This is a genomic window from Bacillus sp. RE35 (assembly GCF_052146655.1).
Classification (GTDB): domain Bacteria; phylum Bacillota; class Bacilli; order Bacillales; family Bacillaceae_G; genus Bacillus_A; species Bacillus_A cereus.
This window is the reverse complement of the sequence record NZ_CP197377.1, coordinates 2,679,420-2,700,085: the sequence shown is the minus strand read 5'-3', so window position 1 is coordinate 2,700,085 and position 20,666 is coordinate 2,679,420. Positions and strand designations below refer to the sequence as shown.

Here is a 20,666-nt window from a genome sequence, read left to right as displayed (position 1 = left end):
ACATAATGTTAAAGACAAATATTGAGCTGAAACCAAAAGTGGAAGCGTTTTTAAATGAAGAAATTAAAATGTTTATTAATGGCGAATTTGTTGCTGCTATTGGGGGAAAGACGTTTGAAACGTATAATCCAGCTACAGAAGATGTTCTAGCTGTCGTATGTGAAGCGCAAGAAGAGGATATTGATGCTGCAGTAAAAGCGGCAAGATCTGCATTTGAATCCGGTCCGTGGGCAGAAATGACTACTGCTGAAAGAGCGCATCTTATTTATAAATTAGCAGATTTAATTGAAGAACATAGAGAAGAATTAGCGCAACTAGAAGCTTTAGATAATGGAAAGCCATATCAAGTAGCACTTGATGATGATATTTCAGCAACTGTAGAAAATTATCGTTATTACGCAGGATGGGCTACAAAAATTATTGGGCAAACAATCCCAATTTCAAAAGATTACTTAAATTACACGAGACATGAACCTGTAGGTGTTGTAGGTCAGATTATTCCGTGGAATTTTCCGCTCGTTATGTCTTCTTGGAAAATGGGAGCTGCACTGGCGACAGGTTGTACGATCGTATTAAAGCCAGCAGAGCAAACGCCTTTATCTTTACTATATACAGCAAAACTTTTTAAAGAGGCTGGATTTCCAAACGGTGTTGTAAACTTTGTACCAGGCTTTGGTCCTGAAGCAGGAGCAGCAATTGTAAATCATCATGACATTGATAAAGTTGCTTTTACAGGATCTACTGTTACAGGAAAGTATATTATGCGTCAGTCTGCAGAAATGATTAAGCATGTAACGTTAGAGCTTGGCGGCAAATCACCAAATATCATTTTAGAAGATGCGGACTTGGAAGAAGCAATTAATGGTGCATTCCAAGGTATTATGTATAATCACGGTCAAAATTGTAGCGCAGGATCACGTGTATTTGTTCATCGTAAACATTATGAAACTGTAGTAGATGCACTTGTGAAAATGGCGAACAACGTAAAGCTTGGAGCAGGTATGGAGAAAGGAACGGAAATGGGTCCACTCGTATCTAAGAAACAACAAGAGCGTGTGTTACATTACATTGAGCAAGGGAAGAAAGAAGGTGCTACAGTTGCGGCTGGTGGCGAACGTGCGCTTGAAAAAGGTTATTTCGTTAAACCAACTGTATTCAAAGATGTTACAGACGATATGACAATCGTTAAGGAAGAAATATTTGGACCAGTTGTTGTTGTACTTCCATTTGATTCGACAGAAGAAGTAATTGAACGAGCGAACAACTCATCCTATGGCCTTGCTGCGGGTGTATGGACGCAAAATATCAAAACGGGTCATCAAGTGGCAAATAAATTAAAAGCAGGAACAGTGTGGATTAATGATTATAACTTAGAAAATGCAGCTGCACCATTTGGTGGATACAAACAATCTGGTATTGGCCGCGAATTAGGTTCATATGCGCTTGATAATTATACAGAAGTGAAAAGTGTTTGGGTAAATATAAAGTAATAGGGTGTTTTACTGACAAAAATTGAGGGATGAAATAATGAAAGATGCGGACAACTAGAAAGTTTGATAATAGTTGTCCGTTTTCTTATATACAAAATTGCTTTTCCAAAGAATGATAAGGGGGATTTGGATGGAGAATTTAGTAGAATGGTTAGTAGGGCAAGTGTGGAGTATCGGTTTAGTTGTTTTTGCATTAGGGGCAGGCGTATATTTCACGATTGCAACACGCTTTTTGCAAATTCGTTATTTTAAAGAGATGATTAAACTATTATTTGAAGGAAAGAGTTCAGAGACGGGAATATCATCTTTTCAGGCATTTTGTTTAGCCTTATCGGGAAGAGTGGGAATTGGTAATATTGCAGGGGTAGCGACAGCAATTGCTTTCGGCGGGCCTGGAGCTGTATTTTGGATGTGGGTAATGGCTTTGTTAGGGGCAGCGAGCGCGTTTGTAGAATCAACATTATCTCAAGTATACAAAAGTAAAGTAGGGAATGAATATCGCGGCGGTACTCCATATTTCATTGAGAGAGGTTTAAAAATGAAATGGTTTGCAGTCATTGTAGCGGTAGTTGTAACACTTTCATATGGCGTGTTATTACCAGGTATTCAATCTAGTAGTATCGCAGTTGGATTCGAAAACTCTAATGGTATTAGCAAATATATAACTGGTATATTTTTAGTCGTGTTACTAGCAGCAATTATTTTTGGTGGTGTAAAGAGAATTGCCGGTGTTTCTCAAATGCTTGTGCCATTTATGGCAATTGGTTATGTAATTGTTACATGTATCATATTAATTGCGAATGTAACGGAGATTCCAAGTATGTTTGCTTTAATTTTCTCTAGTGCATTTGGTGTAAATGAAATGTTTGGTGGAATTGTTGGTGCAGCTATTGCATGGGGCGTAAAACGCGCTGTATTTTCAAACGTTGCTGGTGTCGGAGAAGCGACGTATAGTTCGGCGGCTGCTGAAGTATCGCATCCTGCAAAACAAGGATTAGTTCAAGCGTTTTCCGTATATATCGATACAATTGTCGTATGTACAGCGACAGCTCTTATGATTTTAATAACAGGTATGTATAATGTTATACCTGAAGGGAAAACCGCTATTGTACAAAATATAGGAAATGTGGAAGCTGGTCCAATTTATACACAACAAGCAGTTGAAACTGTGATAACAGGGTTTGGTCCAATATTTATTTCAATTGCGATTTTCTTTTTTGCATTTACAACGTTACTCGCTTATTACTATATCGCTGAAACGACACTTACTTATTTAGATCGTCAATTGAAGTATGGCTGGTTAAAACCAGTTTTAAAATTTGGATTTTTAATTATGGTTTACATCGGTAGTGTTGAATCAGCGTCGCTTTTATGGAATCTCGGAGATTTAGGAATCGGTAGTATGGCATGGTTAAACTTAATCGCGATTCTATTATTAAGTAAAATCGCATTAAAAGTGTTAAAAGACTATGAAAGGCAGAAAAAAGAAGGGAAAGATCCAGTATTTAATCCTAAAAATGCGGGGATTGAAGGATTAACATTTTGGGAAGAAAGAAGTAAAGAGGTTGAAAGAAAAAGTTCTAGAGAAAAAGTTATTGTAGATGATAATTTAAAATTATAACGTAAATTAACTGAAAATTCTTAATTTAAAAGAAGGTATATTGCCTCCATTTCATCACATACTACAATAGGTATGGATAATATGACTGGAGGGAATAAGATGGAACATGAGCAACATAGTTCGATAAATGATATTCTACATCATTATAAAGAAGGTATAGGTAGTTTTACAAATCAAATTCCTGAAATCGCTGAGACATATAATGCGTTCACGCAAGCTTGTTTTCAAGAGGGTGCTTTAACAAAAAGAGAAAAGCAACTTATTGCATTAGGAATTAGTTTAGCAACGCAAGATGAGTATTGTACAATTTATCATACAAAAGGTTGTCTTGATCAAGGATGTTCAGATAAAGAGATTCTGGAAGCATGTGGTGTTTCAGCAGCATTTGCTGGCGGAGCTGCGATGAGTCAAGCGGTAACTTTAGTGCAAGAGTGTTTAACAGAACTGAAAAATCAAAAGCATTGAATAAAAAAACGTTTTAAACTTTATGTTTAAAACGTTTTTTATTTGAAATTAAATTTGTATTCAATTTAATATGCTATATCTTCATAAATAGATTTTTCTACATCAGGAAGAACTGTGTATATACTCTTACCCATTAAAGCTTCTAATTCTTTCTTAATCGCATAAAACCCTTTCCAATGTAAAGATGTATGAGATGTTGTACCATGACGCAAACCAACAGAAATTAATCTTCTTTCCAGCGTAGTAAAGCCACCCGCATCAGCAAGAGCGTCACAAAGAGTAATTACTTTATTGTATAAGTCGTAGTTACAATGTTCATTTAATATTTCAACTAACCGGCTTCTCATATGGTCAGGAACGAGACTCCATTCCGCTGCGATATCTATATGTTCATTTTTGCATGGGAATGAGTGTGTCACACAAATAACAGCGTTTCCTGTATACCCTAAATCATTCATATACATATAACCATCATAGGAATGAATGACCGATTTGGTAAAACCTTTGTATCTTCCGATATCATGCAAAAGGGCAGCGTTATATGCTATGTCAGCATCTAGGTTATACCCATTTTTAATAAGTTCTATAATTATGTTTTCAGTTGCATGAGCAACATGTAGTGAATGTTCAAACCAAGGGCCCGGGTTTTGTTCATATGCCCATTCGAGTAATTCTTTTGCGTACGTTCTATCTAATATATATTTCATATCGTTATCCTTTCACAAAAAATCATATCTTTCTATAAATTCATCTTATTATTTCATTATTCCTTCTTTAAAAATTGTTACAATGAAACAAAAGGGGGAAAAGTAATGCGAAATTTAGTAATTGAAGAAATAAAGCAACTAGAAAATGATATGGAAGAACTTTCGAAACTTTTGAAAATGGTTGTAAATGATGGGGCATCAATTGGTTTTTTGCCTCCACTGGAACAAAAAGACGCAACAAAGTATTGGCAAACAGTATTAGCGCCAGAAGTGATATTGTATGTGGCTAAAATAAACAACGAAGTAGCAGGGAGTATTCAATTACAATTAGTTACTAAGCCTAACGGAATTCATAGAGCCGAGATTTGCAAATTAATGACTCATCCAAACTTTAGACGTAACGGTATTGGACGATCGCTTATGCAAAAAGCAGAGGAACGAGCAAAGCAAGAAAACAGGTCTCTTTTAGTATTAGATACTAGAGAAGGAGATCCTTCCAATAAACTGTACAAATCACTAGACTACCAAGAAGTTGGAACAATACCAGGGTATGCAATTTCTCCGAATGGTAAGTTAGATGCTACGGTTATTTATTATAAAAACATTTAAGGTATAATCAAACGGGGAGAGTGCTTAATTATTAGTAAGTGAATAATAAACGACTATTTTTAACACCGTCTATATTTTTCTGGCGGTGTTAAAATAGTTAATTATAATCTAATTAACGCACTAAATGAATTTGAGAAAGTTTTTAGAGGGTTCTTTTAGTAATGATTCTCGTCTTATAATAAATGTAGAGAAGATGACTAGCCAACTATAGTTATTTTCGCTTTATTATCGGAAGGGGATGAAAGTATGAAAAAGAATAGTTTACAAAAGATGAAGAAAGTTATTTTAAGTGGTGGAGTATTACTTACGGGATTATTAACATTTGGATTTTCAGAAAAGGCTTCAGCTCATGGATATGTAGAATCACCAGCGAGCCGATCTTATTTATGTAAGCAAGGGGTAAATGTAAATTGTGGACCGATTCAATATGAACCACAAAGCGTAGAAGGGATAGGTGGATTTCCGCAACTAGGACCTTCTGATGGACAAATTGCAGGGGCTGGTCATTTTCCCGCTTTAGATGTTCAAACTGTAGATAGGTGGAAGAAAGTTACGTTAAATGGCGGGACGAATACATTCAAGTGGAAACTAACGGCTCCTCATAGTACAAAAGAGTGGAAATATTATATTACGAAAAAAGGTTGGAATCCAAATAAACCTTTAACGCGATCAGATTTAGATTTAGTGCCATTCTATGTGAAAAATGACGGTGGAGCTAGACCAGGGACAACAGTAACGCACGAAGCAAATGTACCAACTGACCGTAGTGGATACCATCTTATTTTAGCTGTTTGGGAAATTGCAGACACTGGAAATGCGTTTTATCAAGTTATAGATGTAAACCTTTTGAATAATGGCTTATCCTCAAATTTCGCTTTTAACAATGTAGTGCAAGCTCCTACACTATTTTAATTGAAACATACATTTCGATCATCTAATTCATTTTAGATGATTTTTTTTATGAAAATGATGAAAAATATAGAAGAAAGTGCAATTATTTATAAAAAAATATGCTTTAAATATTGTCATATTTGCTTCTTTAAGATATCCTTTTCATGAAGAGGTGGAAAACATGGAAAAAGTACTAGTTTTCGGGCATAAAAACCCAGATACAGATGCAATTTGTTCTGCAATTGCTTATGCAGAATTGAAAAAAGAATTAGGAATGAATGCTGAGCCTGTACGTTTAGGCGAAATCAGCGGTGAAACTCAATTTGCGTTAGACTATTTTAAAGTAGAAGGACCGCGTTTTGTTGAGACAGTAGCAAGCGAAGTGGACAACGTTATTTTAGTTGACCATAACGAGCGTCAACAAAGTGCTAACGATATCGAATCAGTTCGTGTGTTAGAAGTTATTGACCATCACCGTATTGCTAACTTTGAAACAAGCGATCCTATATACTATCGTTGTGAGCCAGTTGGCTGTACAGCTACAATCTTAAACAAAATGTACAAAGAAAATGGCGTAACAATTCGTAAAGAAGTTGCAGGTTTAATGTTATCTGCAATCATTTCAGATTCTTTACTATTCAAATCTCCAACTTGCACAGAACAAGACGTAGCAGCTGCTCGTGAATTAGCGCAAATCGCTGGTGTAGATGCAGATAACTACGGCTTAGAAATGTTAAAAGCTGGTGCTGACTTAAGCGGAAAAACAATGGAGCAATTAATCTCTCTTGACGCTAAAGAATTCCAAATGGGTAATGCGAAAGTTGAAATCGCACAAGTAAACGCTGTTGATACAAACGACGTTCTTGTACACCAAGCGGAACTTGAAAAAGTAATCTCTGCAGTAGTAGAAGAAAAAGGTTTAGACCTATTCTTATTCGTTGTAACTGATATCTTAACTAATGATTCTGTCGGTCTTGCGATCGGTAAAGCAGCAAACGTTGTTGAGAAAGCATACAACGTATCACTAGAAAACAACACAGCTACTTTAAAAGGTGTTGTATCTCGTAAAAAACAAATCGTACCAGTATTAACAGAAGCATTCCAAGCTTAATCGTATTGCGTACAGATGAACAGTAAGGACAAGTAGTCAGATTGGCTACTTGTCCTTTTTTATCTCTAAAAAACAGAAAATTAAAAACGGGAGGATTGTGTATGTTTAATGATTTGGAGAGTAAATTACAGTCATTTTTAGAACGAAATATTACGTCGGTTTCAGAATTAGAGAGCTGGCTCTCGGAGGAGCTACGTTTAAACGCTGAAATACAGAAGTTGCGTTTGACTTTTTAGAAGAAAGGATATAAAGTACTGCAAGGGTCATTCTAAATTTGATTAACGAATTAAAATAAGGATAGCGTTAGCTATCCTTATAATCGTTTATTCGTAAGATTTTTTCTTGTTTATATAAAATGTAATTATAGCAGTAATGAAGAAAATAGGTATCGCATACACTTGCCCAACAAATAACTTCCAGCCGACATAATTATAGCCTTCAGATGCTGGGATGATAACGGAAATAACGCAAACAATAAAATAGACTAATAGTGCAGGGATAATATTTTTCATTTTTATGGACCTCCTTCCTAATTTAATTTATAAATCATAATATTTAAATTTAATTATAAAAAATTTGAAGAAAAAAATGCAAAAATTTTTATGGTATTATAATATTTGCAATGAGAGTGATCCATAGTACATATATGGTAAAATGTGTAATTTAAACTTTTCAGAATTATTATATAGTATTTTGAGAGAAAAATGTACAAAATAATGAATTTTATTTACCAAAGTAAAGGGAGTAGAAATATATATGAAAAGGATATGTATAATTCCATGTGGAAAAAAGAAAATTTGGGATAAACATTCAGACTACGGACCGATGGAAGCAAAAGATGTGTATATTAGTCCGTTCGGAAAAGCATGTCAGGCGTACGCAACTATGTTTTTCGAAAACTGGGTTATATTATCGGCGAAACATGGATTTTTAAGACCAAATGATATTGTATTAGAAAACTATGATCTTGCATTTGATTCAAAAAGCGATGAGGTAATAAATATAGAGCAATTACAAAAACAGATGGTAGATAAAAGTTTATTACAGTTTGACGAAATCGTCTTACTAGCAGGGAAGAAGCATAAAAAAGTAGTGACAAAGTTATATCCAGAAGAAATGATTACATATCCGCTAGAGGGGTGTAAAGGGATTGGATATATGTTGCAGAGGTTGAAAGAAGCTGTGAAGGAAGGGGAGGAAATATAGGTGTAGTTTCAGTGATTTTAAACTCTATTTATTTAGAGAGCTGAAAAGTAAAATAGAGTTTTTAGGCATCGCCGAAAGGGTGATGCTTTTTTTTGTTCGTGTCGTCATTCATGTAAAAGTAATTTAGAGAATAAATCATTCGATTTATGAAGCGATAGCTTTTTTATATCGATAACAAATTGCTTCACTTCTAGGAAATGTAGGACATATGGGTACAGTTAAGATTGTAAGTGGGAATAGCAATAAGACAAGTTTTGAATAGGATATTAAGAAAGGAGATGTTGATAAATAATGGCCAGATATAGTTTGCACGGAGGACACAATAGTATTGTTCAAGGTGCTAATTTTGGGAATCGGAAAGAACACGTTTTAGATAGGCAAGTTAAAGATGCTGTGGCGGCTAAGTTAAGATCCCTAGGACACACGGTTTATGACGATACGGACGAGGTAGGGGCAACTCAATCACAAAATTTAAATAATATCATTCGGAATAGCAATTCCCATGCTGTGGATTTAGTTATTTCTTTTCATCTTAATGCAAGTGATGGAAATGGACAGGGTGTTGAGGTTTTGTATTATGATCAGAAAGATTTGGCGGCTAAAATCTCAGCTCAACTAGCAAAAGATATTGGATGGCGTGATCGAGGTGCGAAACAGCGTACAGATTTAGCGGTATTAAATGGGACGAAAGCACCTGCTATTCTTATAGAATTAGGATTTATTGACAATGAATCTGATATGGCAAAATGGAATGTTGATAAAATCGCTAATTCTGTTGTATTTGCTCTTACAGGACAAACTGGAGGAGGTGCAGCGGATTTGCTCAAAGTAAAAACTGGTGGTGTAGCATTTAGTAATTTACAAGCTTTGGCTCAAGCTATGGTAGATGCGGGTATTGATGGACAAATTGTCGTTCAGAAAGATGGCATTGGTTATGCTATAACGAATGGCTATCCGTCTGGAAATATCGATAAATTTACAGCTTGGTTAGATGCACGAAAATGGTACTATGAGTACGTGAGATAAAATGAAAATTAGTTTGATTAAAAACTAAAAATTGTCTTATATTTAGTTAACAAGTATATTAAGTAACTAATAATTATGTAACTATAAAAATATGGACAATGTATATGTAAATTAGTAAACAAAACCACCTGTCAGAAAGGTGGTTTTGTTTATCTAGCTATTTGTGGGCAGTAAAATTCTTATCTCAAAATTCGGATGAAGCTAAGAAATTAAGTGGGAATTTCACTGCTCGTAGCCTCCTACTAATTATAGTTTCACTTTATATAGTTTAGAGCTTTGTAAATCTTTACTTGTTAAACCTGTAATAATATTTTGTTTTCTCAATACATAAGCCGAATTTTAAATTATTACCCAATAATATACTACCTCTCATACTATTTATTAGTTGATAATAGCAAAAAAACAAGCTTTGAATATAATAATGAAAAAGGAGATGTTAAATAATGGGTTATATTGTAGATATTTCGAAATGGAATGGCGACATTAACTGGGATATCGCAGCACCACAATTAGATTTTGTAATTGCACGTGTGCAAGATGGTTCAAATTATGTAGATCCTTTATATAAAAATTATGTACAAGCAATGAAAGCAAGAAATATTCCGTTTGGTAATTATGCGTTCTGTCGTTTCGTTTCAGTAGAGGATGCACAGGTAGAAGCAAGAGACTTTTGGAACCGTGGTGATAAAAATGCAACAGTTTGGGTAGCTGACGTAGAAGTAAGAACAATGAACGATATGAGAGCAGGTACACAAGCTTTTATTGATGAATTACGCAGATTAGGAGCTAAGAAGGCTGGTTTATATATTGCTCATCATATGTATGCTCCATTTGGAATGGCAAATGTCAATTCTGATTTTGTATGGATTCCTCGTTATGGTGGTAACAAACCGGCATATCCATGTGATATTTGGCAATACACAGAAACAGGCAATGTGGCTGGTATCGGCAAATGTGATTTAAATAAGCTGATTGGAAATAAGCCGTTAGCTTGGTTTACAAATCAAATTGTTGAGCCGATAAAAAAACAAGAAGGGGTTGGAATTATAGTGAATAAATATAACAAAGTAGTTACTTATGAATTTGGTGTAAATTTAATTCCTGACATGATTCAAATGATGGATAAGCTTAGATATACTTCTAAAATAATATCTCGTGGAGATAATCAAGGGCTTGTGTATTTCGAAACAGATTATCGTCAAGGGAACGAACTGGACAAAGCAACTGCTTGGTTAGATACGAAAGGAATTAAATATTTTTATACAAAAGAGTAGTTTGCTAAATAAAAAGCCGTCATGTGACGGTTTTTTATTTTTATGTAATCTTTTAACTCTACTTATAATATGGAGAAAATAGACTAATAAACAAGCCTTTGTATACTTTCAAACATAGAATATGATGAATTCTATTAAGGAGGAAGCAGATTCATGGGGAATACTTGTCATTGTGGGCATTCCCAAAATTGTAATACATTTTGGGATAATTTAATGTTTGGGAGATGTAGATGTAAACGCAATGATTTTCACGAATGTTGTTGCAAAGAGAAACCGAAATGTGAATGTGAAAAATGTCATTGTAAAACAAAACCGAAATGCCATTGTATTCATGAAGAGGAAGGGTATTAATAATAAAAAAGAGTACGATACGTACTCTTTTTTTGGGTGATTATATTCCATCTTGAACAGATTTCTTTACAATTACCCATGTGTCTTTCTTTTTAACCGTTATAGCTACATTAGTTCCATTAGATTCCTTATAAAAGATATATCCATTGTTTGAGTTTACATATGTTACTGGTTCGCCTATGCAATCTCGCGAGCAGGATTTGTTGACCAGTTCAATTAGGGATAGTTCACTTGGATCGGTTTTGCTTGCTTCTATAACAGCATCAAGGCTTGTTTTTCGATAACCTTGCAAGTTTATATGAAAAAGCTGCTCTATTTCTCCTGTAATGCTAGTGTTCATTACTTCTACTGAATTCTTTTTTTCTTGAAGAAAGCCGTTTTCATAAAGTAATTTTGTATAGCCAATCCATGCTATTAACACTAGCATGAAAAACATACCCGTCATTTTAAGTATTCGAAGTCGTTTGCTTATAATTGTTTCTGAGTATTTCATTCACTCTAATCCTCCAATGTTTTTAATTTAAAATATGCTTGGATACATACTTTTAGAAGAGGATGAAAGTTAATGAGTTTTCAATAAAAAAGAAAACATCCAGAGTTAGATGCTTTCTTTTTTTGTATTTTTGGCTATCTGTTCGTTACTTGTTTCATAAGTGGTCTTATTTCTTTAACTGGTGGTTTCTTATCATAGGCATCAACGTAAGAAAAGTAGTAGTTTAAGTTTCTTAGAAGACCTTTTCCTATTTTTGCACTTAAGAAAGGAAATACTTGTCCGGTATAATCATCGAGAGATTTACAGTAATATTTTTCATCTAAATATATACTGTATTTACATGTTAGTTCTACTAAAGGATTCCCTTCATCATCAAATACTTCTTTAGAATCAATAATATCTATTAGTGCAAATTTTTCATTTAAGTAAACTTTCTTTTTTTTCTCGTGTTTATTTGTAAGTATAAAAACGAGACCAATTGCGTTAATCAAACTATTTCCTCCTATAAAAAACGGATATTAATAAAATATATCGATATAAGCTAAATGTAAAGAGGAGAGGTGAAATATCATGGAGAGAAAACTAAATAAGCCGATTTATGTTTGGAAACCGACTTATTTTTATCAAGTATTACTTAGTAGTAATACCTACTCTGATTAAAGTTTCACTTTATTGAAATACTTGCGGGAATTGTTTTACGATTGCGTTTGTTATCATGTCGGCCATTTCCAATGCTTCTTTTTCAATTTTATCGTAAAGTTTTACTCCTGCTTCATAATCTTTATTTAGGAAGGCAAGTGCTTCTGCTTTCGTTAGTGCTAAATGTTCATAAAACATTTTTCTAAATTCTTCTTTATCTATATATGGGTTGATACTGTTAAGAAATTCAATAATTTCATCACCATTAGCGTACCATTTTTTCTCTATAGCGGCCGCTGCATTTTGATTACCAGCTTTTGCGGCTTTAACAAGATCCGCTGCAATTACTAAGTGATCTTTAATTAATGCACTATATTTTTTCACTGCATCCTCACCGTAAAATGGTTCAAGTGATAGTCCCATATGTGTTGCGTTTTGTAGAAGTCGTCCAACAGTAACGTTAACATCTGGTAAATTAAAGACTATACTTATAATAGCCAATCTCGTCCAAGCGACGTGTTGTTCCCATAAAGAACGCATATACCCTTTTAAAAAATTCTCATTTTTACTAATTCGGTAGTTCCGTACGGATAAATCATAGTTTACATAAGGGTTATGGTAGGGGGAGTAATACGATTGCCAATAAGAATACATAAATAGTAACACTCCTTTGAACATGTATAACTCAAAGTATGATGAAGATTTATTTTTAGTTACGTGTCCTAGATTATTTTTAGGGAATTTGAAATGGAGAAATTCAATGAATGATGTTGTGGTATATATGAATAAATTGAATATAAAGTAAAAGAGGGTCTGCAAGGGAAGTTGCAGACCCTCAAAAGGGTATTGCCGAGATGTCGGACTCGACTACGTAATGTTATCATAAAATTCTTTTGAAAAAACCTGGTAAATGTGTCCAAATGAAATTAGGACCTTCATACAGTCAAAGGGACCTGCTTCCCGCGGCAGGCCCCAATAACTAGATAATGTCGATGAGCAAAAAACTCATCTGGAGTACTTTTATAGTAACAAGTAAAATGTCTTTTGTGTATTGAGAAAGAAGAATTGCATAATTATATGTGAACAATTTAACTCCCAACAATTCATGATTATCATGAATTGTTGGGAGTTAAATATGGTTATAAAATGGAGAAAAGACTTGGAAGTGAGATCGAGGTACACAGAAGTATGTAATCATGAAAAAGACCTGCTAATATAAGCAGGTCAACTTAAGGGGTTTATCCAACAGATTATTATATATGGTAACAACTGAATTGTAGTAAGTCTATACATTTAATATTGAGAAAAATTCTGTGAATGATATGTTTTTTGCGCATATATTAACGTCTAAAAAGTTGAGAAAGAAAATTAAAAAGCTTTTTATAAGAGAATAATGGCTGATACTTATAGTATGATTCATATTTCCACGCATCATTATTAGAGAATTGGAGTTTTTGTGTTTTCGTTTTCGCTGTGATGGAACTCATATTACGATGCTTCATATAGTAACCTCCTGAATTTATATGTATACGATTAGTAGTATTCAAGAAAGGGAAATAAAATGAACATTTAAATTGAAACTCTTTCTTCTTGTGTACTGGATTTACGTTATAAATGTTGTAAACATATAAAACACGGATGCTAATTCATATTAAATATAGAATAATGAAAAAACAATAAGCGTTTATCCATCCCTTTCAAGTCGCATAAGTGATTGATATAATAGAAGTAGATGAAAGATAAAGAAAAGCAGGTGACTCTTTTTTGTTTACTAAAGCACAAGAACTTTTAGCGTCCTACTTTGGTTATTCTTCGTTTCGAAGAGGACAAGATGAAACAATTAAAAATGTACTAGATGGGAAAGATACAGTTTGTATTATGCCAACGGGTGGCGGTAAGTCAATTTGTTATCAAATTCCGGCATTAGTATTTGAAGGCACGACGTTGGTTATATCTCCTTTAATATCACTTATGAAGGATCAAGTAGATACATTGGTACAGAATGGCATTTCAGCTACATATATTAATAGTTCTATTTCTATTGCTGAAGCAAATCAGCGAATTCAATTAGCGAAACAAGGACATTACAAATTACTTTATGTCGCGCCTGAGCGTCTTGATTCGATGGAGTTTGTTGACCAACTTATCGATATGAAAATCCCTATGATTGCGATTGATGAAGCACACTGTATTTCACAGTGGGGACATGATTTTCGTCCAAGTTATTTACATATACATCGCATATTAGATTATCTTCCAGAAAAGCCGCTCGTATTAGCATTAACAGCAACAGCAACACCGCAAGTACGTGATGATATTTGTAATACACTTGAAATTAATAAAGAAAATACAATTATGACAACGTTTGAGCGTGAGAACTTATCGTTTTCTGTTATTAAAGGGCAAGATCGAAATGCATATTTGGCGGATTATATTCGTCAAAATCAAAAGGAATCTGGGATTATATATGCAGCTACTAGAAAAGTAGTCGATCAGTTATATGAAGATTTAATGAAGGCAGGAGTTTCTGTATCAAAATATCACGCTGGTATGAGTGATATTGATCGAAATGAGCAACAAGAACTCTTTTTACGAGATGAAGTAAGTGTAATGGTAGCAACATCTGCATTCGGGATGGGTATTGATAAATCGAATATTCGTTACGTAATTCATTATCAGCTTCCAAAAAATATGGAAAGTTACTATCAAGAAGCAGGACGTGCTGGTCGTGACGGATTAGATAGTACATGTATATTGTTATATTCTTCTCAAGATGTACAAGTACAGCGTTTTTTAATTGATCAATCAACTGGAGAATCACGTTTTTCAAATGAACTTGAAAAATTGCAAAATATGACCGATTACTGTCATACAGAACAATGTTTACAATCATTCATTTTGCAATACTTTGGAGAAGAACCGAAAGAAGATTGTGGACGCTGTGGTAATTGTACAGACAATCGCGAGAGCATCGATGTGACAAGGGAATCACAAATGGTTTTATCATGCATGATTAGAACGAACCAACGCTTTGGAAAGCAAATGATAGCGCAAGTATTAACTGGGTCGAAGAATAAGAAAGTTATTGAATTTAATTTTCATACTTTACCAACGTATGGGCTTTTATCGAACCGTAGTGTAAAAGAGGTCAGTGAGTTTATTGAGTTTTTAATTTCAGACGAGTTAATTGCAGTTGAGCATGGCACTTATCCGACGTTAAAAGTAACTGAAAAAGGGAAAGAAGTATTACTTGGTAAAGAGAATGTTTTACGAAAAGAAAGAGTAGAGACAAGACAAATTGTTCAAGACCATCCTTTATTTGAAGTGCTTCGTGAAGTACGTAAAGAAATTGCACAAGGAGAAGGTGTACCTCCGTTCGTTATTTTCTCTGACCAAACATTAAAAGATATGTGTGTGAAAATGCCGCAAAGTGATTCCGAATTGTTGACGGTAAAAGGTATCGGAGAACACAAACTTGTGAAATATGGCTCGCACTTCTTACAAGCAGTTCAGCATTTTATTGAGGAAAATCCAAATTATGCTGAAACGATTAAGACAGAAGTAGTTTCAGAGCGTAAAAAGTCAGGAAAAGCGTCCGCAAATTCTCATTTAGAAACGTATGAAATGTATAAACAAGGTATTGATTTGAATGAGATTGCAAAAGAACGTAACTTATCAAGACAAACAATCGAAAACCATTTAATTCGCTGCTATGAGGATGGAATGGAAGTAGATTGGAAAAGCTTTGTTCCAGCAGAGTATGAATCTCTTATTGAAACTGCCGTTCAAAATGCAGATGGTGGTCTGAAATCTATTAAAGAACAGCTTCCGAATGAAGTGAGTTACTTTATGATTCGTGCTTATTTACAAATAAGAAAGTAGAGGCATATAAAGGGGATAAGAATTTATGTATCATGTTTTCGTTTATGGCACGTTAAGAAGAGGACAAACGAATGCTCATTATATGCTAGGTGCAACATGCATCGCAGACAGAGCTTGGACATATGGCAAATTATTTGATACGAACGAAGGATATCCGGCCATGACTTATTCGATTGAAGAACAGGTGTATGGAGAAATTTATGTAGTAAATGATGAGATATTGTGTAAGTTAGATGAACTAGAAGAATATACAGGTAATGCGGAGACTGATTTATATGATCGAATCACGCAAACAGTATATGTTGCTGATAGGGAAATTGAGGCATATGTGTATATCGCTCAAGATAAAAAGATGTTAAAGAAAGTGATAGACTCTGGTGACTGGCTTATGTATCAAAAAATATAATAAGGTAGTTTTAAAAATTGGAAAGCAGATAATGACGAATTCATTATCTGCTTTTTATTGTGTGAATAATTGTCGTTCTCTTTTTATTCTTATAGTTCTTAGTACGATTCCAATTCCGAGAAATAAAACAGTAGCAGCGACCCCGCTAATAGGATTTAACCAAAAATCACTACTGTTTGTAAGGGTAATAATCCCTGTTAGGGTAACTAAAACAGCAGGAACAGCATCCTCAATCGCATGCATGATAACGCATGGCCAGACGGATTTTGTAAGTCTATATATTTCAACATACATAATTGACCAACAAACCATAAGGATACAGCCAGATAGAAGCATATTTAATCTTGAGATAGATTCAAAATATTCATTTGAAGAGCCTCCTTTACTTTTATTTATCCTACTATTTATGGGCAGTAAAACGCCCATTGATTAAAGTCTTTAATTTTTACAATGTTTTTTAATAGATAAATTAAATAGGAGACAAATAGAAAGTAGTATCTTTTGCATGCATCATTATACTATATGTGTATTTGTGTGATTTAGATGTTGCATATTCTTTTTAAATTAGAAAGATGAAAAGTAAGTTTTTTCGGAAAATTTAAATGGAAACTATTGACTTTATGATTGAATTTTTAATACAATGATACTTCGACTGAAAAATTAGAACGGACAGGAGGGAATCGTCGAAATGAGCAACATATTTGAAGATGAGTTACAAAAAATGAAGGATACTTTACATACAATGGATGAGCAATTGGATAAGCTTGAAAAAATCCCAGTTTATTATGGAGAAGATTTTAAAGAGCAAATTCTTGAAAGTATGAGGGAGTCTAATAGACAAAACTTACGTATTGGTGTGCAAGAGCCGTACTTTGGAAGATTAGATTTTCAGGAAGATGGAAAAGAAGAAGTTATGCCGATTTATATCGGAAAAGTAGGGGTTTCGGATATGGACACGATGAAGCCAATCATTATCGATTGGCGGGCACCTGTCGCAAGTATGTTTTATTCATTTACCGGTGGAGACGAATTAGCATTTTATCAATCACCAGATGGATTAGTAGAAGGTGATGTGTATTTAAAACGAAACATTTCCATTCGAAAAAGAGAACTTGAACGTGTTGTTGATACATATGTAAAAGGAAATGAAGATGTATCGCATGCCGATGATTTTCTTCTATATCGATTAGGTGAGAATAAAGATAATAAGCTAAAGGATATTGTTTCAACGATTCAATCGGAACAAAATGATATTATTCGAGCGGAAAGAAATTTACCATTACTTATTCAAGGGGTTGCAGGGAGCGGAAAGACAACAATTGCTTTACATCGCCTTGCTTTTTTAATTTATGAATATCGTGAACAACTAGAAGCAGAAAGAATGATCGTATTTGCGCCGAATAGTCTGTTTTTAGACTATATTTCGAGTGTACTTCCTGAATTAGGTGTAGGGAATATTAATCAAACAACGTTTCCGGATTGGGCATTACGTACGTTAGATGATTCAGTGAAACTAAAGCAGACAGAAGAAAAATTGAAAGAAGCATTTTCAATTAATCGTGATGAAAAGAAGGTAATGCTAGGTAAATTAAAGGGTACGTTGGAATTTAAGACGTTTATTGAAGAGAGAATGATCCAATTTGAAAATGAGTTAGTTCCGACAAAAGATTTTGAGGCGTGGGATAGAGCGATTATTCCAGTAGAAGATATTAAAAAATGGATGCAAGTTGAATATAAACATTATCCTTTACAGAAAAGAAGAGAACGATTAGTAGGACGAATGAAGCGCTGGATTGAAATTGAGCTTAAAAAATTCGGGGAAACAAACGAGAAAAAATTACTAAAAAAAGAAGCGACTAAGAGACTGAACGCATATATGAAGTTTTGGCCGAAAATGAGTGCTCTTTCACTGTATAGTTCAATAGTAAAAAGTAAAGAAATACTTGAGGCATTACCTGAAGAACTTGTTAAAGAAACAGAAAAGAGTTGTCGTAAAAAAGAAGTGTATGTAGAAGATTTACCAGCTTTAATATACATACATCATCGTATAACAGGGATTGAAATCGGGCAGAAGTTTCATCACGTTGTTATTGATGAAGCGCAAGATTTTTCGCCTTTCCAAGTTTATGTATTAAAAGAAATTACATTAGGTAATTCTTTCACTATATTAGGTGATTTATCGCAAGCGATTTATGATTACCAAGGAATTGAAGATTGGAATGCTTTTAAGGAAGTATTCCAAGAAACCGGTTATTATGAATTGACAAGAAGTTATCGTTCTACAAAAGAAATTATTGAATTTGCAAATGAAATAATTAAAAATGCAGAAATCCCAGTAGGACTCGCAACACCAGTCTTCCGCAGTGGAGAAGATGTGAAAGTAATTCATGCAGAAAATCAATTTACTGAAATTGTGAAGACGGTAAAACATTTGCAAAATGCAGATGTGAAAACAATTGCGGTAATCGGAAGAACAGAAGATGAATGCCGTGATATATATGTGAAATTAACAAATGCAGGATTAACGGTCAACGTAATTGAAGCAAACCAAAGTAAATATGAAGGTGGTATATCAGTAGTACCTGTCTATTTAGCGAAAGGTTTAGAATTTGATGCGGTGCTTTTAATTGATGTGGATGAAGAACATTACAAAAACACAAAACATGATGCAAAGTTACTATATGTCGGATGTACGAGATCACTTCATGACTTATGGATTTTCCATAGTGGGGAAGCGTCACCTTTAATTAAAGGATTAAAATAAAGTAAAACTATAATCAGTGGGGAGTTTTACTGCAAGCTAATGTGGGATAAATATAAAAAGAGGATTTCTATTACTGTCTACTTAACAGGGAGATGACCATGAAGATCCTCTTTTTATATTGAAATTAATGTTCAATTTTAAACGAATAAAGCCATTAATATTAAATTTTGGTAGCTATCATCCAATTTTACACCCTTTGCTTTTCTACCCTCTTCAAAGAAGCCTAGATTCTTATATAACTGGATTGCACCTAGATTATCTTCCATTACCTCAAGACAAACTTTTTCAATCTTACTGTTATTTTTAGCCCAATTGATTAACGTTTCTAGAAGAGCTCTTCCGATACCATAATTTCGATATTCAGGTAGTATGGTCATCGCAAAAGCCCCTTGATGACTAATTTTTTCTTTGTTTCCGTTCTTAAAATCTATTGAGCCGACTAACTTACCATCAACTTCAGCAATAAACTGTACATAATTTGGATTTTCATGATAAGCTTTTAACGTTTTTTGAATAGCATCGATACGCACCTTTTTTACATCCTCAACCGTACTTAGCATGTATGGAGCGTTTATTAAAGCTTTTGAAGCAGAATCTAGTATTCTTTCTGCATCCTGTTCTTTAGCTTCTCTAATTAGTATTGTTTTTCCATCCTTAGATTTATAAGTAAAAACATTAGTTGATAAGATACTACACACACCCTTTCGGAATATAATTAGTTGAATTTTTTAACTATCGTACGATTATTAAGTAAGAAAAAGTCGTATCACCTTTTTCTTCAATCGCTCTGCTTCAACTTAATGACGATTATTTCAGATATTTTTAATTTTTACAAGAATTTATTCCGTTATATAGCCCGATTGTTTAATAATATGACTGGCGTTTTTTAAACAATTTTATTATGTTTTAAACAACTTTATTATCTCTGTACAAGATGAACTAACGACTTGAGCTGTTGTGTAAATAATATACAATGACCTTTTCTAATTCCTTAGTTTGTTCTTTTTTCCGTACACGAACAGCATCTACTGGAATTTGTGTATGTTTTAACCAATCTAGAATTAAGTGTAGTTGTTCTTGTATTTGACCAATGTTTTGCTCCTTTATGTTCTTATTCTGAATTCTATTAATTAATTGAAGCATATAGGGAAGTTTTTCTATACATTCGCTTAAATCTCCGCAATAACCTGAAGGGAATTCATGTGTACCAAATTCTAAAGTATGGATGTAATTAGAAACTAGGTATATCATAGCTTCTTGTTCGGTATCACCACCTAATTCAATCGCTTTTCGAAGGAATTTTTCTAAATCGTCATCTTTATTGCTAGAGTCCATATAAATTCCTATCCATCTAAAAGGTCTTGAATCAAATGGGTTGTTTTCTGTCCATCTATATAGAATGTCTATTAGAAAACTATTTAGTGCGAAAGTTAAGACCTCATCTTTTTCGTTTAATGCATCTAAAATAGTAAACAGTGAAATGGCAAACTCTTCTTGATCTTTTGATTCCCATTTCTTTGCATTTGAAATAAATGTCTCTAAATGTTTATAAGCTAATTTTCGAAGTCCCGCTTCGCGATGCTGACAGTAACAAATAAAATCATGCCAATGCTCATTTGTATTCATATGTATAATAATAGTTTGTAATGTAGTGAGAGGTTTATCCATTATAAGTCCCCAATCTATTAAGAACGTGTTGAAAATTTAGTGTTATTATATCATTACATAAAT

At 33.8% G+C, this 20,666-nt stretch carries 22 protein-coding genes and 1 pseudogene; 14 read left to right on the top strand and 9 right to left on the bottom strand.

Annotation, left to right across the window (positions count from 1 at the left end):
• The first annotated feature begins 5 nt into the window (after positions 1–5).
• The 3 genes from ACTL4X_RS13980 to ACTL4X_RS13970 all read left to right on the top strand — a co-directional run bounded on the left by ACTL4X_RS13980 (position 6) and on the right by ACTL4X_RS13970 (position 3,576).
• Positions 6–1,490 (top strand): aldehyde dehydrogenase family protein, encoded by a 1,485-nt coding sequence (locus ACTL4X_RS13980; RefSeq protein WP_000920972.1) that lies wholly within the window; start codon positions 6–8, stop codon positions 1,488–1,490.
• A gap of 130 nt (positions 1,491–1,620) precedes the next feature.
• Positions 1,621–3,111 carry an alanine/glycine:cation symporter family protein gene (locus tag ACTL4X_RS13975; protein ID WP_000429525.1) on the top strand — a complete coding sequence of 497 codons (1,491 nt, stop codon included), beginning with the start codon at positions 1,621–1,623 and terminating at the stop codon, positions 3,109–3,111.
• Positions 3,112–3,183: 72 nt separating this feature from the next.
• The gene (locus tag ACTL4X_RS13970) at positions 3,184–3,576 is read left to right on the top strand and encodes a carboxymuconolactone decarboxylase family protein (RefSeq protein WP_001999958.1); all 393 of its coding nucleotides are present in this window, start codon (positions 3,184–3,186) and stop codon (positions 3,574–3,576) included.
• Positions 3,577–3,641: 65 nt separating this feature from the next.
• Here ACTL4X_RS13970 and ACTL4X_RS13965 read toward each other — a convergent pair whose 3' ends face one another.
• Positions 3,642–4,283 (bottom strand): HD domain-containing protein, encoded by a 642-nt coding sequence (locus ACTL4X_RS13965; RefSeq protein ID WP_000875113.1) that lies wholly within the window; start codon positions 4,281–4,283, stop codon positions 3,642–3,644.
• 105 nt (positions 4,284–4,388) lie between these two features.
• Here ACTL4X_RS13965 and ACTL4X_RS13960 point away from each other — a divergent pair, with 105 nt between their 5' ends.
• From ACTL4X_RS13960 to ACTL4X_RS13945, 4 genes are all read left to right on the top strand, one after another.
• Positions 4,389–4,892 (top strand): GNAT family N-acetyltransferase, encoded by a 504-nt coding sequence (locus ACTL4X_RS13960; protein WP_001245258.1) that lies wholly within the window; start codon positions 4,389–4,391, stop codon positions 4,890–4,892.
• Between the two features lie 246 nt (positions 4,893–5,138).
• Positions 5,139–5,804, top strand: a complete 666-nt coding sequence (locus tag ACTL4X_RS13955) for a lytic polysaccharide monooxygenase (RefSeq protein ID WP_000742279.1) — start codon at positions 5,139–5,141, stop codon at positions 5,802–5,804.
• A 160-nt stretch (positions 5,805–5,964) separates the two neighbouring features.
• Positions 5,965–6,894, top strand: coding sequence for a manganese-dependent inorganic pyrophosphatase (gene ppaC, locus ACTL4X_RS13950; protein WP_000416873.1), 930 nt, complete (start codon positions 5,965–5,967; stop codon positions 6,892–6,894).
• Between the two features lie 101 nt (positions 6,895–6,995).
• Complete coding sequence (locus ACTL4X_RS13945; protein WP_000481336.1) at positions 6,996–7,130, top strand: hypothetical protein; 135 nt, start codon at positions 6,996–6,998, stop codon at positions 7,128–7,130.
• A gap of 87 nt (positions 7,131–7,217) precedes the next feature.
• On the opposite strand, the gene ACTL4X_RS13940 is transcribed toward ACTL4X_RS13945, so the two are convergent.
• Positions 7,218–7,406 (bottom strand): DUF4017 family protein, encoded by a 189-nt coding sequence (locus ACTL4X_RS13940; RefSeq protein ID WP_000789485.1) that lies wholly within the window; start codon positions 7,404–7,406, stop codon positions 7,218–7,220.
• Positions 7,407–7,650: 244 nt separating this feature from the next.
• Between ACTL4X_RS13940 and ACTL4X_RS13935 the strand changes: the two genes are divergently transcribed.
• The 4 genes from ACTL4X_RS13935 (at position 7,651) to ACTL4X_RS13920 (ending at position 10,791) form a co-directional block, all read left to right on the top strand.
• On the top strand, positions 7,651–8,100 hold the full coding sequence (locus ACTL4X_RS13935; protein WP_000820903.1) for a DUF6884 domain-containing protein: 450 nt from the start codon (positions 7,651–7,653) through the stop codon (positions 8,098–8,100).
• A gap of 291 nt (positions 8,101–8,391) precedes the next feature.
• Positions 8,392–9,126: an N-acetylmuramoyl-L-alanine amidase gene (locus ACTL4X_RS13930; protein ID WP_000135290.1), complete on the top strand. Its 735-nt coding sequence runs from the start codon at positions 8,392–8,394 to the stop codon at positions 9,124–9,126.
• Positions 9,127–9,569: 443 nt separating this feature from the next.
• Positions 9,570–10,400, top strand: coding sequence for a GH25 family lysozyme (locus tag ACTL4X_RS13925; protein ID WP_000540605.1), 831 nt, complete (start codon positions 9,570–9,572; stop codon positions 10,398–10,400).
• 217 nt (positions 10,401–10,617) lie between these two features.
• Complete coding sequence (locus tag ACTL4X_RS13920; protein ID WP_000503000.1) at positions 10,618–10,791, top strand: hypothetical protein; 174 nt, start codon at positions 10,618–10,620, stop codon at positions 10,789–10,791.
• Here ACTL4X_RS13920 and ACTL4X_RS13915 read toward each other — a convergent pair whose 3' ends face one another.
• From ACTL4X_RS13915 to ACTL4X_RS13900, 4 genes are all read right to left on the bottom strand, one after another.
• The gene (locus ACTL4X_RS13915) at positions 10,792–11,244 is read right to left on the bottom strand and encodes a hypothetical protein (RefSeq protein ID WP_000877572.1); all 453 of its coding nucleotides are present in this window, start codon (positions 11,242–11,244) and stop codon (positions 10,792–10,794) included.
• A 134-nt stretch (positions 11,245–11,378) separates the two neighbouring features.
• The gene (locus ACTL4X_RS13910) at positions 11,379–11,735 is read right to left on the bottom strand and encodes a hypothetical protein (protein ID WP_000606231.1); all 357 of its coding nucleotides are present in this window, start codon (positions 11,733–11,735) and stop codon (positions 11,379–11,381) included.
• A 178-nt stretch (positions 11,736–11,913) separates the two neighbouring features.
• Entirely contained in the window at positions 11,914–12,537 is a 624-nt protein-coding gene (locus ACTL4X_RS13905) for a hypothetical protein (protein ID WP_000287728.1), read from the bottom strand.
• 686 nt (positions 12,538–13,223) lie between these two features.
• A complete protein-coding gene (locus tag ACTL4X_RS13900; protein ID WP_000682743.1) occupies positions 13,224–13,385 on the bottom strand; it encodes a hypothetical protein in 162 nt (53 codons plus the stop codon).
• A gap of 262 nt (positions 13,386–13,647) precedes the next feature.
• Here ACTL4X_RS13900 and recQ point away from each other — a divergent pair, with 262 nt between their 5' ends.
• Both recQ and ACTL4X_RS13890 read left to right on the top strand, forming a co-directional pair.
• Complete coding sequence (recQ, locus tag ACTL4X_RS13895) at positions 13,648–15,765, top strand: DNA helicase RecQ (protein WP_000494261.1); 2,118 nt, start codon at positions 13,648–13,650, stop codon at positions 15,763–15,765.
• A gap of 25 nt (positions 15,766–15,790) precedes the next feature.
• Positions 15,791–16,171: a gamma-glutamylcyclotransferase family protein gene (locus ACTL4X_RS13890; RefSeq protein WP_000274904.1), complete on the top strand. Its 381-nt coding sequence runs from the start codon at positions 15,791–15,793 to the stop codon at positions 16,169–16,171.
• Positions 16,172–16,225: 54 nt separating this feature from the next.
• On the opposite strand, the pseudogene ACTL4X_RS13885 reads toward ACTL4X_RS13890, so the two are convergent.
• A pseudogene (locus ACTL4X_RS13885) lies at positions 16,226–16,540 on the bottom strand (CPBP family intramembrane glutamate endopeptidase); the annotation flags it as partial.
• A gap of 319 nt (positions 16,541–16,859) precedes the next feature.
• On the opposite strand from ACTL4X_RS13885, the gene ACTL4X_RS13880 reads away from it, so the two are divergent.
• On the top strand, positions 16,860–18,935 hold the full coding sequence (locus tag ACTL4X_RS13880) for a HelD family protein (RefSeq protein WP_000065170.1): 2,076 nt from the start codon (positions 16,860–16,862) through the stop codon (positions 18,933–18,935).
• Positions 18,936–19,072: 137 nt separating this feature from the next.
• Here ACTL4X_RS13880 and ACTL4X_RS13875 read toward each other — a convergent pair whose 3' ends face one another.
• Positions 19,073–19,633: a GNAT family N-acetyltransferase gene (locus ACTL4X_RS13875; protein WP_000337115.1), complete on the bottom strand. Its 561-nt coding sequence runs from the start codon at positions 19,631–19,633 to the stop codon at positions 19,073–19,075.
• A gap of 241 nt (positions 19,634–19,874) precedes the next feature.
• Positions 19,875–20,603, bottom strand: coding sequence for a hypothetical protein (locus ACTL4X_RS13870; protein ID WP_000360503.1), 729 nt, complete (start codon positions 20,601–20,603; stop codon positions 19,875–19,877).
• Positions 20,604–20,666 lie beyond the last annotated feature (63 nt).